Source organism: Pseudoalteromonas fenneropenaei, assembly GCF_042643375.1.
GTDB classification, from domain to species: Bacteria; Pseudomonadota; Gammaproteobacteria; order Enterobacterales; family Alteromonadaceae; genus Pseudoalteromonas; species Pseudoalteromonas fenneropenaei.
In genome coordinates this window covers 67,410-87,883 of the sequence record NZ_JBHRSD010000017.1, presented here as the reverse complement: position 1 = coordinate 87,883, position 20,474 = coordinate 67,410, and the positions used below count along the sequence as shown (strand labels likewise).

The window sequence follows — 20,474 nt, the reverse complement described above, 5'->3', positions numbered from 1 at the left end:
AAGTAAAGAGAGGATAAAAAAACGGCCCGCTAAATTAGCGAGCCGGTATAGCAATCTGGGGAGAAGCTATCAATACGCTGTATCCTCCAAAGAGAGATACATCATCAACAGGATGTCCTACAGGATAAGGACGGCGCGCACTCTAACAAATAGCCGTCTGGAAATAAACCATTCCAGTCACATTTCCGCCCGATTTGATGTTTTCTCAACAGCTAGTTAGAAAGCTTCACAGGCTGGTAAAATCTGTAACGTTATTTATTAGCGCGTGATCCTACTAGTGTGCCTGTTGCCAGTTGTCACCTGAATCTGCTTCAACTAATAGCGGCACGTCCAATTTCGCAGCCGCAGACATTAACTCACAGATCTTAACTTTGTAGTCCTCAACCAATTCGGTCTTAATTTCAAACACCAATTCGTCGTGCACTTGCATCAGTAATTTTGCTTCGCCTGCCGGCAAAGTTTGCAACCAAGCATGCACCGCTATCATCGCACGTTTGATGATATCCGCAGCAGTTCCTTGCATTGGCGCGTTAATCGCAGCACGCTCAGCTGCTTTTCTCGCCGCACCATTGCGGGCATTGATATCTGGTAAATACAGACGACGGCCGAATAACGTCTCAACAAAACCTTGTTCTGAGGCATGCTGACGGGTATTTTCCATGTAAGTTAATACGCCTGGAAAACGCTCAAAGTAACGGTCAATATAATGCTGAGCTTCACCACGTGGCACATCCAGCTGACGCGCGAGGCCAAAGGCCGACATGCCATAGATAAGGCCAAAGTTAACCGCCTTCGCTTTACGTCGCATATCGCTGGTGACGTCAGCAACGTCCACAGCAAACACTTCTGCTGCGGTGGCACTGTGTACATCTTGTCCCGCAGCAAATGCACTCAACAAACCTTTGTCTTGAGATAAATGTGCCATAATGCGCAGTTCAATCTGGCTATAGTCTGCGGCCACAATTTGATAGCCCGGCGCCGCCACAAAAGCCTCACGAATATGACGACCTTCTTCAGAACGAATAGGAATATTCTGTAAATTTGGATCGGTTGAGCTTAGACGTCCCGTTGCCGTTACCGCTTGGTGATACGAAGTGTGAACACGGCCGGTGTCTTTATTCACCATTAAAGGTAACTTGTCCGTGTAGGTCGATTTTAGTTTCGACAAACCACGATGTTCCATAATGATTTTTGGAAGCTCATAATCATGAGCCAACTCTTGTAACACTTCTTCAGCGGTAGATGGCGCACCTTTAGGAGTTTTCTTGATAACAGGTAAGCCTAGCTTATCGAACAAAATCGTTTGTAATTGCTTCGTTGAACTTAGGTTGAAGGTTTCTTCAGCAATGCTATAAGCCGCTTGTTCGAGCTCTAGCAAACGCTCTCCCAAATGTTGGCTCTGCTTGCCGAGCATCGCGCTATCAATGCTAACACCGGTACGTTCAACATCAGAAAGTACCGTAACTAAAGGCAGCTCAATATCCGAAAACACTCTTTGTAAGCTCGGCTCGGCTTGAAGCTTAGGCCATAAGGTTTGGTGTAAGCGGAAGGTGATATCTGCGTCTTCAGCAGCGTAGTGCGCCGCTTTTTCCAGTTCAATCTGGTTAAAAGTCAGCTGGCCTTTGCCCTTACCCGCAATATCCTCAAAACTCACGGTTTTATAGCCCAAATATTTGAGCGCCAAAGAGTCCATATCGTGACGTGTACCGACACTATTGAGTACATAAGATTCAAGCATAGTGTCGTACTTAATGCCGGCAAAGGGGATCCCCGCTTGTGCCAAAATACTCTTGTCGTATTTGAGGTTTTGCCCCACTTTTGGCTTGTTTTCATCCGCGAGAATATCACCAAGCACCGCCAATACTTCAGCCAAGCTCAATTGTTCTGGTGCACCGACGTAGTCATGGGCCAGCGGCAAGTAAGCAGCGTCGCCCGGTGCCACAGCGAAACTCATGCCTACCAATTTCGCCTGCATATAATCAAGGCTGGTAGTTTCGGTATCAAAAGCAAATAGCTCCGCCGCTTTGAGCTTGTCTGCCCAGCGCTGTAATTGTTCCACAGTCAAAATGGTTTCGTACTGCGCGTCTATTGGGCTATCAGCGGCTGGAAGCTCTTGGGCTGGCGCCGCTTTTGTCACTATATCGGTAGTCGCACCTTTACTCAGTAATTCAGCCAGCCACCGTTTGAACTCACATTCACCATAAAGAGCGATTAATTTGTCATGATCAGCAGGATGAATAGTGAGTGATTCCAAATCGGCATCAACTGCAACATCTAGTTTGATAGTCGCCAATTCATAGCTCAGTGGTAATTGCGGGATAGCGGCGCGCAGTTTATCGCCTATTTTGCCCTTAATCGCATCGGCATTGTCGATAACACCTTGTAAAGTCTGATATTGCTCCAGCCACTTAACGGCTGTTTTGGGGCCACAGCCCTCAACACCTGGAATATTGTCGACTTTGTCGCCCATCAAGGCGAGATAATCAATGATTTGATTTGGCGCAACACCAAACTTTTCGACCACCATGGCTGGATCTGACACCGTATCTGTCATGGTATTGATTAGCGTGACATGCTCATTCACTAGCTGAGCCATATCTTTGTCACCGGTCGAGATCAGCACATGGCGCTGCTGCTCTGACGCAATACGGGCGTAAGTCCCTATCACGTCATCCGCCTCAACGCCTTCAATACTAATCAGCGGAAACCCCATCGCTTTAATGATCTCGTGCAAAGGCGCAATTTGTGAGCGCAGATCATCCGGCATCGGTGGTCGATGTGCTTTATATTCGGGATAAAGATCATTACGGAAAGTTTTACCTTTAGCGTCGAAAATCACCGCCATATGGCTTGGCTGATATTGCTTAACCAAGCTCTTTAACATGTTGACGACCCCGTAAATGGCACCGGTGGCTTCGCCTTTAGAATTGGTCAAGTGCGGAGGCGAATGATAAGCACGGAATAGATAAGATGAACCATCTACTAGAATTAAGGGATTTGTTGGGATCTGTGACATAAAAAGAGGATCCTAAAAGGCGTGTTTAAATTCTTTGCTATAGCATGCCATAGCATAGCGAAGAAAACGAGAAATCTCCCACCGCAACTCAGAGTTGCATATTGGATATATTGTGGATAACTTTGTAGATAAGCACAGCAAGACCAAGGAAATGGGCTTAAAACGCTTCCTAATATATTTGTTACTACATGATTATTAAGGGAATAATTTACGGCTGATATTGTTATTATTATTCCGCTGAATGTGGAAAACGTATTTTAACGAGAGTGTTTTCACATTGTCTTGAAACTGCTTTTCTAAAAGCGGACAGGTATACTAACACATTGGATCAAAGATCAAAGCAGATCCTTTATAATTTTTTGTTCATTGCTTTATTTGCAATCGGCATAAAGCAGTCACGACAGGCATTTTGCGCAAATTAACGGGAAAAATTGGCCTTGAAATGATGACTATACCCACATCGCTCAGCGTTTCAGGTTGGCGGCAAATAAACAGCTCCCATGGGCATAGATCTCCGATGGGATTGGGGTAAAACCTGACCAACACCGCTGCAACACCAAATAGCAAGGGTATAAGTTCATTCGGTACAAATGCCATCAGCACCCTGCTCTTCATTTGCTATCGTGCTACACTCTGCGCACTGCTGATTCATTTTTAAAGGAGCAAAACTATGCGTAAAGTTGCGGTGATCTTATCAGGCTGCGGTGTATTCGATGGTGCAGAAATTCAAGAAGCGGTGTTAACGCTGCTACATATTGCCCGTTCAGGCGCGACATATCAGTGCTTTGCACCAGACATTATGCAAATGCACACGCTTAACCACATTACTGGTGAAGAAATGCAACCCAATCGCAATGTTTTAGTTGAAGCAGCGCGCATTGCACGCGGTGATATTAAAGCCTTGTCAGAATTAAACGCGGCGGACTTTGATGCGGTGATCCTTCCTGGTGGATTTGGAGCAGCAAAAAACCTCTCAGATTTTGCTGTTAAAGGCGCAGCTGCGACCCTACAGCAAGATCTACTGCGCGCCTGTCAGGCGTTCGCGGCCGAGGGTAAACCCGCAGGTTATATTTGTATTGCACCCGCTATGATCCCGTTGATTTACGCACAGCAACCACAATTAACCATAGGTAACGACGCAGATACTGCAGCTGCTATCGGTGCGCTAGGAGGGGAGCATGTTAACTGTAAAGTGGATGACATTGTGATCGATAAGCGCCATAAAGTGGTCAGCACCCCCGCCTATATGTTGGCACAATCGATAGTCGAAGCGGACACCGGGATTGCCAAACTGGTTGACGCAGTGCTGACACTTTGCAAATAAAATTTGCGTAAAAATAATGGGTTTTAAACACGTGTTTAAGCCCATTATTGCAACCCGAAATCACTGATTTACTCGATAAATCATGCGTTAGCACAAATAATTGTGCAATTTTGCCAAGATTACCTAAGTTTACGTTTTATAAATCGACTGGTGACGTTATAATCACCCGCATTTGGGTCAGCTCGTGATACACACGTGCAAATCGAAGTGAGCAAGGCAAATGAAAAAACTCTCAGCAGCATTACTATTGCTATCCACCGCTGTGTTTGCACAGCCTTATGATAATTCGCTAACAGAAGAAGCCATCAAACAACGTTTGGCGCCAATTGGTTCTGTTTACCTAGCAGGTGCTGCTGATACTGCAGCCGCTGAATCAACTGGCCCTCGTTCAGGTGAGCAAGTTTATCAAGCATCTTGTTTTGCTTGTCATGGCACGGGCGCTTTAGGTGCACCTAAATCACATGAAGATTGGGTACCGCGCTTGGCCAAAGGCAAAGACGTGTTACTTAAGCATGCGATTGAAGGTTTTAACTCAATGCCACCACGTGGTACATGTATGAACTGTAGCGACGAAGAAATCGCTGCAGCAATTGATTTTATGGCTGCCAAGTAATCAGCTATTTCGCAATATTGAGGTTTGTTAGTCTAACAAACCTCATGTCCACATTATAGCAACTTAGGCCTATTCAACTTGACTTTTCACCTAAAAAAGTGGAAGTATAGTGGCCAATAAATAAACAATAATAATCGGTTCAATCATTGGAAGATACCGCCTCAGCGCTTAGTAAATTATCAAGGCGAAACAAACGCTTAGAAAGCTTACTAAAGAAATACAAACAGACACATCATTTGCAATATGCTTTGATCCAATTATCAGAGCAGGCTAGTACTGTGCCTGAATTAACGCTGTTGTATCCTGCCATTCACCATATTCTTGAACAATACCTGCCAAGTCGCAGTTTTTATGTGGTACTGCAAAACCAATTTTCGCAACAATTGGAACTTTCCTATTTTGTTGATGAACGTGATGGCATTTCAGTTCCGCTCAATGAATCACACCATTTTTCAGAAGGTGTAACAGGTTACGTATTCCGCCTTGGCAAAACCGTTTATTTCACCCGCGACACCATGCAGGCCGCCATTACTGAAGGGCGTTTTCGCGCCTTAGGTAGTCCCGCCGAATATTGGGTGGGCGTGCCAGTTTACCGCGATAAAACCATTATCGGGGTGATGGTATCGCAAAGTTATAACGCGGAGCAAAGCTACTCTGAACAGCAAATCGAGCTGCTTGAAGTCATGTCTTTGTATTTGGCTACCGCAATAGAAAGAGTGAAAAAGCGCGAGCTGCTAGAGTCTGAAGTTAAGATTCGCACCCGTGCGCTGATGCAAAGCAATGAAGCGCTCAACAAAGAAATTGAACAACGAAAAAAAGCGCTCGAACGTCAGCAGATCCTGTTTAAGATCTCCGAATTAGCCACCTGCAACTCACAAATAGATGAAATTTATCAACAAGTTCATCAGATCATTCGTTCGATCACCTTCGCTGACAATCTCTATATCGCGTTGTACGACAAAGAATCAGGCTGGTTAAATTTCCCTTATTGCGTTGATAGCGTCTCGCCGAGTTCGCAGCCGCGAAAGTTTGCCAAAGGCTATAGTGAGTTGGTGATAAGCACCGAACGCAGTCAGTTAATTGATGGCCACAGAGCAAATCTGCTAATTGAAAATGGCATTGTTGAGCGCCCCGCTAATTTTGACCCCAAATGGGCAGCCACCAGCTGGCTTGGCGCACCTTTGAAAACCGCTCAAGGTGTCATCGGACTGATAGCCTGTCAGGCTTATAATCACAGTTATGAGTTTGATCATGACGACATGGAGCTGATCTCCTTCGTCTCCAATCAGATTGCGACTGTGTTACAAACCCATTTAGCGAATCAGGCGCTGAAAGCCAGTTATCAAGAGCTGGAAATTCGCGTTTTAGAAAAAACCAAAGAATTACGCCAAACCAATCTGCATTTACAAATGCAAATTGAAGAGCGCAAAAAAATTGAGCAACAGCTCTATCATGACGCTCATCACGACCCGCTAACCGGATTACCAAATCGCAGTTTATTCCTGACTCAGCTCGAAAAAACGCTGCAGATTTATCAACGTCACCCAGAGCACCATTTTGCCGTGCTCTTTATTGATTTGGATAAATTTAAAGACATTAACGATCAATTGGGCCACCAAGCTGGTGATCAATTCCTGATTAATGTCAGCGAGGCGTTTTCTGAATGCATTCGCGAACATGACTTACTGGCGCGACTAGCTGGCGACGAGTTTGTCATCTTACTGAATCACCTTAGCGATAAAAACCAAGCCGAAGATGTCGCCAAGCGGATCATTCGAGTGATGCAAAAGCCGTTTTGTATGAAAGGTATTTGTGTACAAAGTGGTGCCAGTATTGGTATTACCTATAGCAATAAGCGTTATGGCGATATTGATGAGATCATTCGCGACGCAGATGCGGCAATGTATTACGCGAAAAATGCAGGGCGTGGTCGGTTTGAGTTTTATCATCCCTTGCTCACCGCTGGAAAGCATCTACCAAAAGCCGTGGAATGCCATCATTTGTGTGATTTACCAAGCCATTTCCGCAGTACCGAAGTGGTTGATTACTCTGCATCAGCTACAAAACTTATCCAAACCGTACCTGCGGTACGCATGTTAGAAGCTTTTGGCGAGCATCCTGTATTAGGTAGCACTAGCTTCGATATTCTGAAAAAGTTCGCCGCTGAACGTGATGAACAACTTGAACTTGAACTCAAATTACTACGTGAAGCACAAGTTGCCACACCACAATTTGCTGGCCATACGCTACTGGCCTGTTCGACTTTACTGCTTGAAGAGCAGGCATTTGGACTATTGCAAAAACAACTGCAAAATCAAAGCAAAGGGCTTTGTTTACTGTTCAATGAACACGACATCCGGTTTGCCTCTAGTCGCCAATTGGATAATCTAAAGCAATTGGCGTTAACTGGTATTCCTATTGGCCTAAATGATTTTGCTAAAGATCGCTGCGATCTCACCCTACTTAGCCAAATCGACTTCACTTATGTGTTATTAAGCTCGACATTCAGTAAGCGAGTGTTGCAACAGTCTAGTTTTGAAGTGCAATTGAAAGGGATCTTAGCCGTGACAGAATGTAAAAACATTCAAGTCATCGCTAAAGGGCCCGCCATATTGAATTTCCAAACCTTGTTAGAAAAACACGGCTTGAAGCGCTTTTTTGGTAAACAGCTCAATTTGGCTACTTTGGCCGAAACTCAGGCCAGCAGCGAGTTACTCGCTGAGTAACTCGCTAATCGCGTTTTAACATCGCCCGTAAACCAGCTACCCGCGCTTGCCCCGACTGCATCCTTTCTTGTTGAGTTTTCACTGGCTGACGGCCTTCAATCAACAAGTCGTCCTGCGGTAATTCTTCAACAAAGCGACTCAGTTCTGGGGTGATCGTCTCACCAAATTGACGCCGGCTTTTAGCGTACGTCATAGTTAAAGTTTGCTGCGCACGCGTGATGCCAACATAGGCTAACCGCCGTTCTTCCTCAACGTTCTCTTCATCAATACTGACTTGATGCGGTAACAACCCCTCTTCCATCCCCACCATAAACACATGCGGGTACTCTAAGCCTTTTGAGGCATGGAGGGTTAACAGCTGCACGGCGTCGCTGTCATCTTCTTCTTCATTGCGCTCTAGCATGTCACGTAAGGTCAGTTTACTCACCACCTCAGGTAAGGTCAGGGCAGGATTGTCTTCATCACCGCTTAACATATCGCTTATCCAGCGATACAGCTCAGAGACGTTTTTCATCCGCATTTCCGCCGCTTTGGCTGACGGCGAAGATTCGTAAAGATAGGCTTCGTAATGGCTTTCGCGCACCATATCCCTTACCGCTTCTAAAGTATCGCCACGTACTGCGCGATCTGACAGTTCTACAATCCAGCGGGCAAAACCCATTAAGGCATTTAAGCCACGTCCCGCTAAACGGTTGACTAATTCAGGATCAAAACACGCGGCAAATAAACTCATATGTTTTTCATTGGCCAACGTGCCAAGCTTTTCTAAGGTGACAGGGCCAATATCGCGTTTAGGCGTATTCACGATGCGGATAAACGCATTATCATCATCTTGATTCACCAATAAGCGTAAATAAGCCATGATGTCTTTAATTTCACTGCGACCAAAAAACGACGTACCACCACTGAGTTTGTATGGAATGCGGTTAGTCATCAGTGCCTTTTCAAACACCCGCGCTTGGTGATTACCTCGGTACAAAATAGCGTAATCCCGAAAACTAGTGCGCTGCATAAACTTATGCGAAATGATCTCTGCCACCACCCGCTCTGCCTCATGCTCTTCATCACGAGTGGCAATAACGCGCAGCGGTTCACCATAACCGAGTTCACTGAAGAGCTGTTTTTCAAATTCATGCGGATTATTAGCAATCAGAATATTGGCAGCTTTAAGAATACGCCCGCTACTGCGGTAATTTTGCTCCAGCTTAATCAAACGTAAACCTGGAAAGTCTTTCTTAAGTAGCACTAAGTTTTGTGGTTTTGCACCGCGCCACGAATAAATAGATTGGTCGTCGTCCCCTACTACCGTAAAACGGGCGCGCTCGCCTACTAACAACTTTACCAATTGATATTGGCTGGTATTGGTATCTTGATACTCATCGACCAACAAATAACGAAAACGTTGTTGCCAGCGCTCGCGTACCTCAACAGATTGATTGAGTAATAGCGTTGGGATCATGATCAAGTCGTCAAAATCCAACGCATTATAAGCGCGCAGTTGGATTTGATAACGTGCGTATAGCTGGGCAAAAAGTGCTTTTTGTGGCTCACGCGCTTCCCTAACTGCACGCTCTGGTAAGATCAATTCATTTTTCCAACTGCCGATTTGGCTTTTAAGCAGATTGAGCAAATCTTTATCCCGATCTAGCTCCTTTTCCGTCAAGTCCCCTAATAGCTGCTGCGTATCTTGGTCATCAAACAACGAAAAACCCGGCTTAAAACCTAAAGTTTTGAGTTCTTTTTTAATGATCTCCAGGCCCAAAGTATGAAAGGTGGATACCCATAAGCCTTTGGCATCTTGCTTACCTAAAGTTTGCGCCACCCGCTCACGCATTTCCCGTGCGGCTTTATTGGTAAACGTCACCGCCGCAATGTTTCTTGCTTGGTACTCACACTGCTGCACTAAATAAGCAATTTTATTGGTGATCACCCGCGTTTTACCTGAGCCTGCACCCGCTAATACTAAACAAGGGCCACTGATATATTTAACTGCTTCATCTTGGCGGGGATTGAGTTTCATGAGCGACTAAACCTTACTGAGTTGGACTCGACATTTTAAACCAAGCATCACGCTAAGCCTAGCCAGAGTGCCGAATTGTTCAACATCTCTTTGTGCTCAGGGCGCAATGCGTTAAACTCAGTTACATCGCGAATAACCTGCAAACAAGGATCTGCTATGATCAACCCAGCTAAACTTGAAGAAATCGCCAAACAAATTTCTGGCAACATGCCTCAAGGTCTGAAAAACATCGCTGAATCGTTTGAAACCAAAACCAAACAAGTGCTGCAAAATAAACTCAGCGAAATGGACTTTGTCAGCCGTGAGGAATTTGATATTCAAAGCAAAGTATTAATCCGCACGCGCGAAAAATTACTTGAGTTAGAAGCCAAGGTAGCTGAGCTAGAAGCTAAGTTACAAACGCCACAGCAGTAACCCCCCTATCAACACTGTTGGGTACACACTCCAATGGTGTTGATAAAAATACAACAGTAGATAAATCATAAAGATAGCTAGGAACTGAGGTTGATTTCGGTAACAAAAAACAACCGTTTTATGATTCCTTGCCCCGCATCAAAATGTTACATTATTAGGAACTGCAGATTTCTAAAAATGGACATTTATGAAGCGATTTATCTTGGCGTCAGCAAGCTTAATTGCAAGCTGTATTGCGCTCCCTTTACATGCCCAAACCATCACGGTTGGCGCCCAATACTTTGCTCCCAAGCTGGACTTTGATGGCCATGATGCGAGCCCGAAACTCTACGGCGTGAGCCTCGGCATAGAAACCATTGAGCGTCTGTATTTCGAACTACATACCACAGTCAATGATAAATCAGATCAACTGTTTGGCGTGGATACCGAGGTAAGAGATAGCAATGCGGCCTATTTTCGCTTTGCATCCGAGCAGTACGATGGTGTGTCGTTAGATATTTTATTGGGTTACGCACGCAATACGGTGACTTTTTCAGGCCGCCCTGAAGTCTATGAGAGTAAAGAAGAATTTAATGGCTTCGCGTGGGGTCTTAATCTTAACTATCACTTAAGTGACTATATCCTACTTACTGGCGGCTACCAAAGTCGTTACAGTAAGGATGATATTAAACTTGCCGGTTTAAGTGCCGGGTTTATCGTGCAATTCTAAAGCCACGGCATAAAGGATTAACCATGACAATTTTCCGCCCACTACTTAGTGTATCCATATTCACCTCAGCCTTACTCGTTGCTGGTTGTGGTGGTAATGACAATGCCGAAAAAATCATCGATGCCTTTGATTTACAATCGCAAATTGACAAAGGTACGGTGGTCGTTGAGTTCAATATCGCTGGTGGCGATATTCGTATCAAGCCTGGTCAAACAGCGCAATTAACCGCTACTGGCGTTGATAAAAATGGCAACCAACGTGACATTACCAAAGAGTTAAAATGGCTGTCGTTATCACCAGAAGTCGCGTCAATTAATGCCGAAGGAAAAGTCACAGCGCTTAAAAATAGTGATGCAGTACAAAGCCTTATCACCTTTGAAGCCACCACTTTGACTGGCCTCAAGCGTACCGTGCAATTGTCGGTGAGCGATCTTGCCCCACAAACATTGAGTTTGGCTACCACCAACGCAGATATTGCAGCATGCGTTCCAAGCCAAGTTAGCGCTACTGCCCATTATGCCGACGGCTATGTCAGTGCATTGACCACATCATCGCTTAGCTGGCAAAGTTTAACCCCAGAAATTTTAACCACTTCGTCCACTGGTAAAATCACAGGTTTGCAATCGCAAACACAAGGCACCATTAAAGCCACTTATGGCGCAGTCGCGGCGCAGCTCAATGTCGCTATCAGTAATACCACTTTAAGTCGCCTTGCCATCGCCAATAGTCGAGGTGAAGAACTGAGCGAGTTAGATCTACAATTGGGTAAGCGCAGTACTTTGGTTGCCTATGGAGTAGCCGCGAACGGCGATAAACTTCCTCTGACTGATTATTTACCGTGGAGTGTTGACGACCAAACTCGCACTCACCTCACCGACACCAATACCGGCAAAGTGGTGTGGGCGGTTAAAACTGGCGACGGCAAAGTGACGACCCAATGTGACGTATTACAGGCAAGTGTCACCGTTGATCAATTAGGTGCTGGAAGCGGCAATGCCAGTAAACTGTCTCTGACTGATAATCTGCAAACCCTCACCCTGAAAGCCGGTGAAAGTACTAGTTTAAAAGTCTATGCCACAGTGAGCGGTTTGACGGCGTTATTGAACGTCAGTGAACTGGCAAATTGGAGCTGGGACAGTAGCAAACTGGAACTCACACGCAAAAATATCGGCAGTGATGAAGCCACCATTGAAATTAAAGCCAAGACTGGTAGCTCAGGCACAACCCAAGGTCAATTTAGTTACGATGGACAGAGTGTTACCTTGAACGTGACTATCAACTAAAAAATCGGGTTGCCATTGCAACCCGATTATTTTTTTAACGATTCCGCACTATCACATTGCGCACTGCTTGCTGGTGACCTGACGACAAATTATCACTGCCCGTTACTGCAGGATGGATCTCTTGCAACAAGCCATCTTTTAAGCCATATACCCAACCACGAACACTGAGCTTTTGCCCTCGCTGCCACGCATCCTGCACCACATTGGTCAAACAGACATTGCGCACTTGCTCAATCACGTTCAGCTCACATAACGCATCAATATGCCGTTGAGTTTCTAGTTCATTCAAGACATGCTGATGTTTCTCTTTAACATCAGCGACATGGCGCAGCCAGTTATCAATTAAACCAAAGCGCACGTCATCTAGCACCGCCTGCACACCACCACAACCATAATGCCCAACCACCAAAATGTGTTTAACCTTCAACACTTCGATAGCGAACTGCATTACTGACAGGCAATTGTGATCGGTATGTACCACCACGTTGGCGACATTGCGGTGCACAAACATCTCACCGGGCATGAGGTCAACAATTTCATTTGCAGGCACTCGAGAGTCCGAACAGCCAATCCACAAGTATTCTGGTTTTTGTTGTTTTGCCAGCTTATCGAAAAATAGCGGATCGCGCTTTTGGGTGCGTTCTGCCCACTCTCTATTCTTACTCAACAAATGATCTAATTCACACATGCGCTCTACCTCTTAGTTAGCACCCCTTCAATGAGAATATTTCTCGGTGTGAGCGCTTTATCACAAAATTCAAACATCGCGACATCATACCCAGCTGCTTGCAAATATAAAACCCTATCGAGGACCAACCAGATCTCCAGCGCGCGACGAAACGCATGACGCACCAGTTCGATCCGTTCGGTAATTTTCATCCTGCGCTCGCCTTGCTGTTGATAGTGAGCGTAATCCAGTGTTGCGGGTAAGCTGAGGCCTTTTTGCGCCGCAGCCCACTGACAAAAAGCACTAAACGTGCCTGAGAAAATTTGTTTGCCCACCGAAGGTACACTGACGTAGTGCGGCTCACCGCTGAGTTCAGCGCGCAATTGATCAAATCCCAACCGCCAACTGATCTCTTTATAACGCACGGCAGCCAAACGTCCGGGCGCTGTAACAGTTTCTTGCAACGCTAACTTGATATCATGGTGGGTTAAGCGCAACTTGCTACTTTGTGCAGGCTCGCTCAGCGCCTCATACGGCTCTGTCGTATAAAGATGATAGCAACAGGGGGAGAGGCTGAGCTTTTGGCAACCTGCGGCAACGCCTTCACGCAAGAATACTTGGTGTAAACGGCCACAGGCATGTAATGCCACCGCATGATCAGTTGCCTGAAAATACTCACTGACATTGTCTTGTAACACATCACAACGATGGAATTGCATTGCCAACTGCTGACGCGTTGCCACAGTGGCTCCCTCGTCACATAAACTTTGCTGTAGCTCTAGGGCGGTAACTTGCTGTGCGCCCTGAAACGCTAAAATTCGCCCTAAATGACCTTTACCCGCACACCATTCCAAATAACGTCCTGACACTTTGCCCAAAGCACTGCTAAACGCTTTAAGCTGCGCAAGCTTACGGCCTTTAATACCGTTTTCAAGCCAAAATGGTAAAGCAGCGGCACTTGGCTGACGCTGAGGTAAAATAGTTAAACGAGACAAAGTGTTAAGTTCGGTAATATGCGGTTTTAGCCACTCCAGTAATGCACAGGGTGAAGCCTCCAGCGCTGCGAGTTGTTCATCACTTAACGCCAACAGTGGTGCACGCAAAACTGCCCAAGGAATATCTGGCTCATTAAATGCCACACGATGCCAGTAAGGTTTCGTCGCATGTAACAACTCATCAAGCATGAGAAACTGCTGCAGATAGGACATCACACCATTCCTAGAGGAAAAAACTCATTTTACTGCATTTGGGTTGGAACATGTACCTCGTCGATGGTGACTGGCAACAGCTGAGCGCCACACTTTAGGTGACGCTCCATACCAAACTGATAGAAGTCATTAAAATCACCGTTTTGTGCCATCGTCTGGATCACTTGGCTGAGCTTGTCAGCTAATCCGGCATGTTTGCTACTAACAAAATGGTATACATTTTGTCGCAAGCGCGGCTCTGGACGATAAAATAAGCGTCGAAACCGCGAACTACAAATAACCGTGCGCGCCCCCCAATCAAATGACAGCAGCGCTTCGCCCACACCGGATTCAAGCGCCTTAAACGCCGATTGGTCATTGTTAACATAAAGGCAGCTTAACCTTTGCTCTTCACAAAAATGCTGAATAGCGGGGGTGCCTTTAGGTACTATCAGCACTGTGTCTTGAGTAATGCGTTCACAATACTTAGCTTCAGCACAGTAGTAACCATTATCTAAGGTAAACAGTGGCGGTTCGATTTTAACCAGCTCAGGGTAACGTTCGATTATTTCCGCCACCCGAGCAGCATCTGCATCCAATTGACCATCAGCGAGCAATGCAAGCCCTCGTTTTGAGGGATGAAAAGTTAACAGCGGAACAATTCCCAGCGGCTGATATAAACGCTGATAAAGCCGCTCTAAAGCAGCTTGGTTGCCCGGATTGGCGATACTTTCCGAAACATTAATAATATAAGGTGCAGCTTGCTCTGTAGCTGCCATACAAGCGAAGCTTAGCGATAATAACGTGCTCCAAAGTATACGCACGCTCATCACGGCTCCTCATTTCGCCGCTGCAGCTGCAACTTGCGCCGTTTAGAAAACATTAAGTGTAAATACATCGGAATGGCTAGCAACGTCAGTATACATGCCGCGACCAACATCCATGACCAGCTGGGTAATTGCGCTTGGCTATCAGAAAACAAAAAGCCTCTGCTATGCTCTCGAAACTGCTGCTTGTCGAGCTGATATAGGTCAGCAATCCACTCCCACTTACTGAGCGTCATATTACCCAAGGAAACGCCAGGCACCGAAATATAGCTCTTGAGCTTTTCCGCCTCGTAAGCCAACTGTTCAACTGATTTTGCCGTTGCATAGTGCTCGTGAGTAATCGCAATTGCTTCTTCCATATTTAACAACGCATAACGCCAACCACGTAAACTGGCCTCTTTAAAGCGCTGTACCACATCAGGTCGATAGCGCACCATTTGCTCGCTGGTATATAAAATATCGCTGTAGACGTTGAGACCATAGCGCTTTGGGCAAATTAACCGTACCTCAACACCCAGCTGTTTCATCACAAAAGGCTCATTGGTGATATATACCTGTAGTGCATCAAATAGGCCGCGCTGAAAATCCTCCATAGGATGTAGCCCAGCATAGAGTCTCATTTCATCAATACTAACACCTGAACGTTCGAGCATAGCCACCAGTTCAGCATTTTCGCTGCGGCTGATATGTGGAATACGTTTACCAGCAAAATCTTTTGGCGCTTTAATATCACTGCCTGCATTAACCATCCAACAGTACGGGGATGATTGCAAAATAGCAGCCATTGCCACCACAGGTTTTCCGGCTAATCGTTGTTGTAGCACACCCGAATGAGTGATCCCGAAGTGGGCACGACCAGAGAGGACATTAAAGAAAGTGTCTGGATTATTTGGGTCAGCAGGAATGATGTTAACGTTCAGCCCAGCTTGTTCGTAAAAGCCTTTTTGCTTGGCAACATAGTACCCAGCAAACTGGAACTGATGAGTCCATTTTAACTGTAGCGATACCGAGTCTAATACTTTGGAGTGTGCGAGCAACGGGAAACACATCACACTGAGCAATAAACTGTTGTACCAATACTGCCACCGAAACGCATTCACCTGCGCCGCTCTCCTTGTTTGCAAATAGTGACTTTCCCATCATATTGAACTGGGTAAAAGATCTACGCCGCTGATTTATCGCCTAACGAGTCTAAACAATCAAACCGGCGCGCAAACGACCCGAAACATCAAGTCGTTTGGCTATAACTATAGAGAAACAAGGCAATTTTGCAAGTTAGCCAACCATTCTTGGCAAACTTGCAGGTAACTGCAGATACTGTTTAAAACACGCATTATCCGTTTCGTCCTGATACTGATAACCCAATTTTTCCAAATGTGCAGCAAACTGATCTTGGTCTTTTGCCGCAATCTCAAATGCCGCCAGCACGTTACCTTGTGCAGCACCATGATTGCGATAATGGAAGAGTGTAATGTTCCAATTATTACCCAGCATTTCCAAAAAGCGTGCGAGCGCTCCGGGGTATTCAGGAAACTCAAAGCGCAATAAACGCTCTTGTAACGCCACCGCTGGTTTACCGCCCACCATATAACGAATGTGCAATTTAGCCAATTCGTTATCCGACAAATCAACAAACTGATAGCCGTCTTTACTTAAGCCTTGCTTGACTTCGTCTAATTCTTGTTGCCCATTGCGCAGTGCCACACCAACAAAAATCTGTGCATCGTCACCACCAGCATAGCGATAATTAAACTCTGTAATGGCACGTCCGCCCAGTGATTGGCAAAACCTTTTAAAGCTGCCCTTTTCCTCGGCTATGGTCACACCAAACAAAGCCTCGTTCTTGGCACCCAAAGCCGTGCGTTCAGCAATATAACGTAGCCTATCAAAATTGAGGTTAGCGCCGGACAACACGGCCGCCAATTGCAAACCGCGCTCGCCAGTGGTGCGACACCATTTTTTAAGTCCAGCAGTGGCAAGCGCCCCAGATGGCTCCGCAATAGCTCGAGTGGCAACAAAAATATCCTGCACCGCCGCACAAATTTCATCCGCCGTTACAGTGACAACTTCATCACAATATTTTTGCGCTAAGCGAAAAGTTTCTTTACCAATTAGTTTTACCGCCACACCATCGGCAAAACTCCCGACCCGTTCTAATTCTACCGGATGACCTGCTGCTAGGGCCGCTTTTAAACAGGCGCTGTCTTCAGCTTCCACACCAACAATGCGGATATCTGGACGCAGCGACTTAATATACACCGCCATGCCAGCGAGCAAACCACCACCACCAACAGGAATAAACACCACATCTAAGGTATCGAGCTGCTGCATTAATTCGCGCGCTATGGTGCCTTGCCCGATGATCACATCTTTATCATCAAATGGCGGCACAAACACTGCGCCTTGCTGCTCAGTTAAAGTTTGCGCATACGCATTCGCAGCATCGAAATGGTGACCATGCAATACCACTTGTCCACCGAGTTTTCTTACCGCATTGACTTTGATCTCAGGCGTCGTCACTGGCATTACTATGGTTGCTTGATGACCTAAATGAGCAGCAGACAAAGCGACCCCTTGCGCATGATTGCCCGCAGAGGCCGTCACTACATGACTTCCTGCTGGTAATTGTCGCAACTTGTTATAGGCACCGCGCAATTTGAACGAATAGACAGGTTGCTGATCTTCACGCTTGAGCCACACCTGATTGCCCAACTGTTCAGATAACGCCGCCATTTCGCTCACTTCCGTCACTCGGGCGAGCGGCTCCATATTGGCCTGGATGATGGCCCGGAAGTAATCCAGTTCTTGTGCCACCATCAACTGAGTTCCTCAAGTTTAGCTAAATCGCGCACCGCTCCTTTGTCAGCACTAGTGGCTAACAGCGCATAGGCTTTAAGCGCTGGGCTCACTACACGTTGGCGGTCAAGTGGCTTGTACGCTTGCTTACCACGCGCTTGTTGTAGTTCACGTCGCTTAGTAAGTTCTGTTTCATCCACTAACAAGTGAATGCCACGGTTAGGAATATCGAAGTGGATTAGGTCACCATTTTGCACTAATGCTAGTACGCCACCGCTGGCAGCTTCTGGTGATACGTGACCTACCGACAAGCCCGACGTACCGCCCGAGAAGCGACCATCGGTTAAGAGCGCACAGTATTTATCTAGGCCCATAGATTTCAGGTAACTGGTTGGGTAAAGCATTTCTTGCATACCTGGACCACCTTTTGGCCCTTCGTAGCGGATCACTACTACATCACCTTTTTTCACTTCACCGCCCAAAATGCCAGCAACCGCGTCATCTTGTGATTCATAGACAACGGCAGGGCCGCTGAAATTCAGCATTTCATCGACCACCCCAGCGCTTTTCACGATACAGCCATCTACCGCAAGATTGCCCGACAATACCGCTAAGCCGCCATCCTGACGAAACGCATGTTCAATACTGCGAATACAGCCATGCTGCCTATCTAAATCTAGACTATCCCAACGATACGCTTGGCTCATTGCCACTGTGGTGCGGATCCCCGCAGGTCCAGCACGATAGAAAGTCTGTGCTTTTTGATTTTGTGCATCGCTGGCATCCCAACGGGTGATCACCTCACCTAAGTTACCACCCGCAACATGTCCGACTGACAAATCAAGCTTGCCGCCATGCGCTAATTCTTTGAGGATAGCCATGATGCCACCGGCACGATGCACATCTTCAATATGATACTGCTGAGTGGCGGGTGCCACTTTACAGAGAAAAGGTGTTGAACGTGATAAGCGGTCAATATCGCTCATATCAAAGGCCACTTCACCTTCTTGCGCCGCTGCCAATAAGTGCAGCACGGTATTCGATGAACCACCCATGGCGATATCTAGCGTCATAGCATTCATAAAGGCCGCTTGATTGGCAATATTACGTGGTAATACGGCATGATTGTCCTTACCGTAATATTCATCACACAGTGCCATAATACGTTGTCCAGCAGCGACATAGAGCTGTTTACGGTCAGCATGTGTTGCAAGCGTGGTGCCATTGCCGGGTAAGGCTAAACCTAAAGCTTCTAACAAACAGTTCATGGAGTTAGCAGTAAACATACCAGAACAAGAGCCGCAAGTTGGGCAAGCTGAGCGCTCAATTTGCTCAGAGTCCGCATCACTCACCGTTGGATCAGCGCCTTTCACCATGGCATCAACTAAATCTAATTTGATGTCGATGTCAGCTAAGCGGGTTTTGCCCGCTTCCATTGGCCCGCCGGAAACGAAGATCACCGGAATATTTAAGCGCAGTGCCGCTAGCAACATCCCAGGGGTGATTTTGTCACAGTTAGAAATACACACCATGGCATCGGCACAGTGGGCGTTGACCATATATTCGACTGAATCGGCAATTAAATCGCGCGAAGGTAACGAATACAGCATCCCACCGTGACCCATAGCGATACCATCATCAATCGCTATGGTGTTAAATTCTCTTGGCACACCACCCGCATCACGGATGGTTTGCGCCATCATCTCACTCAATTGATTTAGGTGAACATGGCCCGGTACAAATTGTGTGTAAGAGTTCACCACCGCAATAATAGGTTTTTGAAAATCGCTTTCGCTCATTCCGGTTGCGCGCCAAAGTGCGCGTGCGCCCGCGCGTTGCCTGCCTTCTGTGGTGGTTTTACTACGTAATTTAGCCATGTTCGCCCCTTTAAATTGCGCTGTACAAGCTATGCACAGCGGCTTTCCTCATTCCCAAAATTAGTTTGGCAGGAAATCCCTGCCGCATTTATTACTCGTTAACGTATTCTAACCAGCCGTGTGGATCTTCAGACTGGCCTTTTACCAAATCAAAGTAGGCTTGCTGCAATTCTTCAGTAATAGGGCCTCGTTTGCCCTCGCCCACCGGCAGACCATCGACACTACGTACAGGTACGATTTCCGCTGCGGTGCCGGTCATAAAGAACTCGTCCGCCAAATATAAAGCTTCACGGGCGATTGATTCTTCGCGCACGGTATAGCCACGCGCACGGGCCAATTCAATAATGGTGTCGCGCGTTAAGCCTGGTAAAATACAAGCCGTAAATGGTGGGGTATAGAGTACGCCTTTTTTGATCACAAAGAGGTTTTCACCCGCACCTTCACTTAAACAACCACTGACATCCAGCGCAATACCTTCAACATAGCCGTTACGTTTTGCTTCACCCGAGATTAATTGTGAAGACAAGTAGTTACCACCCGCTTTTGCCGCAGTTGGCATAGTATTAGGTGCTAAACGATTCCAAGATGACACACACACATCCACGCCTTGCGCTAGGCTATCTTCACCTAAGTAAGCACCCCATTGCATTGCTGCCACTGTCATATCGGCACGATGAGATTTTGGGTTTAAACCTAAGCCAACGTGACCTAAGAAAGCAAAAGGACGCAGGTAGGCATTTTTAAAACCATTTTCACGTACTACGTCTTTACAGGCTTGGATGATTTCTTCTTTGCTGAAAGGTAGTTCCATGCGGTAGATTTTGGCTGAGTCATATAAACGCTGAATATGATCGGTCAAACGAAAAATTGCCGGCCCCTTAGGCGTATCATATGCACGGATCCCTTCAAATACTGAGCTGCCATAATGCAAGGCGTGGCTTAACACGTGAGTGGTAGCCTGCTCATAAGGGATCATTTCGCCATTGTGCCAAATAAAGTCTGATGTCTTCGTCAT

Annotated in this window: 15 protein-coding genes; 6 read left to right on the top strand and 9 right to left on the bottom strand. The window is 46.3% G+C overall.

The genetic code is table 11. From position 1 onward, the window contains the following. Positions 1-274: 274 nt before the first annotated feature. Complete coding sequence (gene polA / locus ACFOEE_RS10560; RefSeq protein WP_377123968.1) at positions 275-3,016, bottom strand: DNA polymerase I; 2,742 nt, start codon at positions 3,014-3,016, stop codon at positions 275-277. Between the two features lie 670 nt (positions 3,017-3,686). On the opposite strand from polA, the gene elbB reads away from it, so the two are divergent. From elbB to ACFOEE_RS10545, 3 genes are all read left to right on the top strand, one after another. Further along, on the top strand, positions 3,687-4,340 hold the full coding sequence (elbB, locus tag ACFOEE_RS10555) for an isoprenoid biosynthesis glyoxalase ElbB (RefSeq protein WP_377123966.1): 654 nt from the start codon (positions 3,687-3,689) through the stop codon (positions 4,338-4,340). Positions 4,341-4,560: 220 nt separating this feature from the next. Further along, a complete protein-coding gene (locus ACFOEE_RS10550; RefSeq protein WP_377123964.1) occupies positions 4,561-4,953 on the top strand; it encodes a c-type cytochrome in 393 nt (130 codons plus the stop codon). A 146-nt stretch (positions 4,954-5,099) separates the two neighbouring features. Further along, entirely contained in the window at positions 5,100-7,679 is a 2,580-nt protein-coding gene (locus ACFOEE_RS10545) for a bifunctional diguanylate cyclase/phosphodiesterase (protein ID WP_377123962.1), read from the top strand. A 4-nt stretch (positions 7,680-7,683) separates the two neighbouring features. Here the strand turns inward: ACFOEE_RS10545 and rep are convergent, their stop codons facing one another. Next, complete coding sequence (rep, locus tag ACFOEE_RS10540) at positions 7,684-9,699, bottom strand: DNA helicase Rep (protein WP_377123960.1); 2,016 nt, start codon at positions 9,697-9,699, stop codon at positions 7,684-7,686. Positions 9,700-9,855: 156 nt separating this feature from the next. Here rep and ubiK point away from each other — a divergent pair, with 156 nt between their 5' ends. The 3 genes from ubiK (at position 9,856) to ACFOEE_RS10525 (ending at position 12,105) form a co-directional block, all read left to right on the top strand. Then, a complete protein-coding gene (ubiK, locus tag ACFOEE_RS10535) occupies positions 9,856-10,113 on the top strand; it encodes a ubiquinone biosynthesis accessory factor UbiK (RefSeq protein ID WP_377123958.1) in 258 nt (85 codons plus the stop codon). A gap of 187 nt (positions 10,114-10,300) precedes the next feature. Further along, positions 10,301-10,822 (top strand): outer membrane beta-barrel protein, encoded by a 522-nt coding sequence (locus ACFOEE_RS10530; RefSeq protein WP_377123956.1) that lies wholly within the window; start codon positions 10,301-10,303, stop codon positions 10,820-10,822. 23 nt (positions 10,823-10,845) lie between these two features. Beyond that, entirely contained in the window at positions 10,846-12,105 is a 1,260-nt protein-coding gene (locus ACFOEE_RS10525) for a hypothetical protein (protein WP_377123954.1), read from the top strand. A gap of 34 nt (positions 12,106-12,139) precedes the next feature. On the opposite strand, the gene can is transcribed toward ACFOEE_RS10525, so the two are convergent. The 7 genes from can to ACFOEE_RS10490 all read right to left on the bottom strand — a co-directional run bounded on the left by can (position 12,140) and on the right by ACFOEE_RS10490 (position 20,474). Beyond that, on the bottom strand, positions 12,140-12,793 hold the full coding sequence (can, locus tag ACFOEE_RS10520; protein ID WP_377123952.1) for a carbonate dehydratase: 654 nt from the start codon (positions 12,791-12,793) through the stop codon (positions 12,140-12,142). A gap of 5 nt (positions 12,794-12,798) precedes the next feature. Then, a complete protein-coding gene (locus tag ACFOEE_RS10515; protein ID WP_377123950.1) occupies positions 12,799-13,980 on the bottom strand; it encodes a methyltransferase in 1,182 nt (393 codons plus the stop codon). 29 nt (positions 13,981-14,009) lie between these two features. Next, positions 14,010-14,789: a hypothetical protein gene (locus ACFOEE_RS10510; protein WP_377123948.1), complete on the bottom strand. Its 780-nt coding sequence runs from the start codon at positions 14,787-14,789 to the stop codon at positions 14,010-14,012. Continuing rightward, positions 14,789-15,835, bottom strand: coding sequence for an ABC transporter substrate-binding protein (locus tag ACFOEE_RS10505; protein ID WP_377124421.1), 1,047 nt, complete (start codon positions 15,833-15,835; stop codon positions 14,789-14,791). The genes ACFOEE_RS10510 and ACFOEE_RS10505 overlap by 1 nt, the downstream gene beginning before the upstream one ends. A gap of 226 nt (positions 15,836-16,061) precedes the next feature. Next, on the bottom strand, positions 16,062-17,603 hold the full coding sequence (gene ilvA / locus ACFOEE_RS10500; protein ID WP_377123946.1) for a threonine ammonia-lyase, biosynthetic: 1,542 nt from the start codon (positions 17,601-17,603) through the stop codon (positions 16,062-16,064). Then, the gene (gene ilvD, locus ACFOEE_RS10495; protein WP_377123944.1) at positions 17,603-19,459 is read right to left on the bottom strand and encodes a dihydroxy-acid dehydratase; all 1,857 of its coding nucleotides are present in this window, start codon (positions 19,457-19,459) and stop codon (positions 17,603-17,605) included. The genes ilvA and ilvD overlap by 1 nt, the downstream gene beginning before the upstream one ends. 91 nt (positions 19,460-19,550) lie before the next feature. Continuing rightward, positions 19,551-20,474, bottom strand: coding sequence for a branched-chain amino acid transaminase (locus ACFOEE_RS10490; protein WP_377123942.1), 924 nt, complete (start codon positions 20,472-20,474; stop codon positions 19,551-19,553).

Coding starts and splice junctions, on each gene's coding strand:
- polA (WP_377123968.1), bottom strand. CDS start 3,016: ATGTCACAGATCCCAACAAATCCCTTAATTCTAGTAGATGGTTCATCT.
- ACFOEE_RS10525 (WP_377123954.1), top strand. CDS start 10,846: ATGACAATTTTCCGCCCACTACTTAGTGTATCCATATTCACCTCAGCC.
- elbB (WP_377123966.1), top strand. CDS start 3,687: ATGCGTAAAGTTGCGGTGATCTTATCAGGCTGCGGTGTATTCGATGGT.
- ilvA (WP_377123946.1), bottom strand. CDS start 17,603: ATGGTGGCACAAGAACTGGATTACTTCCGGGCCATCATCCAGGCCAAT.
- ilvD (WP_377123944.1), bottom strand. CDS start 19,459: ATGGCTAAATTACGTAGTAAAACCACCACAGAAGGCAGGCAACGCGCG.
- ACFOEE_RS10510 (WP_377123948.1), bottom strand. CDS start 14,789: ATGAGCGTGCGTATACTTTGGAGCACGTTATTATCGCTAAGCTTCGCT.
- ACFOEE_RS10550 (WP_377123964.1), top strand. CDS start 4,561: ATGAAAAAACTCTCAGCAGCATTACTATTGCTATCCACCGCTGTGTTT.
- ubiK (WP_377123958.1), top strand. CDS start 9,856: ATGATCAACCCAGCTAAACTTGAAGAAATCGCCAAACAAATTTCTGGC.
- ACFOEE_RS10505 (WP_377124421.1), bottom strand. CDS start 15,835: ATGTGTTTCCCGTTGCTCGCACACTCCAAAGTATTAGACTCGGTATCG.
- ACFOEE_RS10530 (WP_377123956.1), top strand. CDS start 10,301: ATGAAGCGATTTATCTTGGCGTCAGCAAGCTTAATTGCAAGCTGTATT.
- ACFOEE_RS10490 (WP_377123942.1), bottom strand. CDS start 20,474: ATGACGAAGACATCAGACTTTATTTGGCACAATGGCGAAATGATCCCT.
- rep (WP_377123960.1), bottom strand. CDS start 9,699: ATGAAACTCAATCCCCGCCAAGATGAAGCAGTTAAATATATCAGTGGC.
- ACFOEE_RS10515 (WP_377123950.1), bottom strand. CDS start 13,980: ATGTCCTATCTGCAGCAGTTTCTCATGCTTGATGAGTTGTTACATGCG.
- can (WP_377123952.1), bottom strand. CDS start 12,793: ATGTGTGAATTAGATCATTTGTTGAGTAAGAATAGAGAGTGGGCAGAA.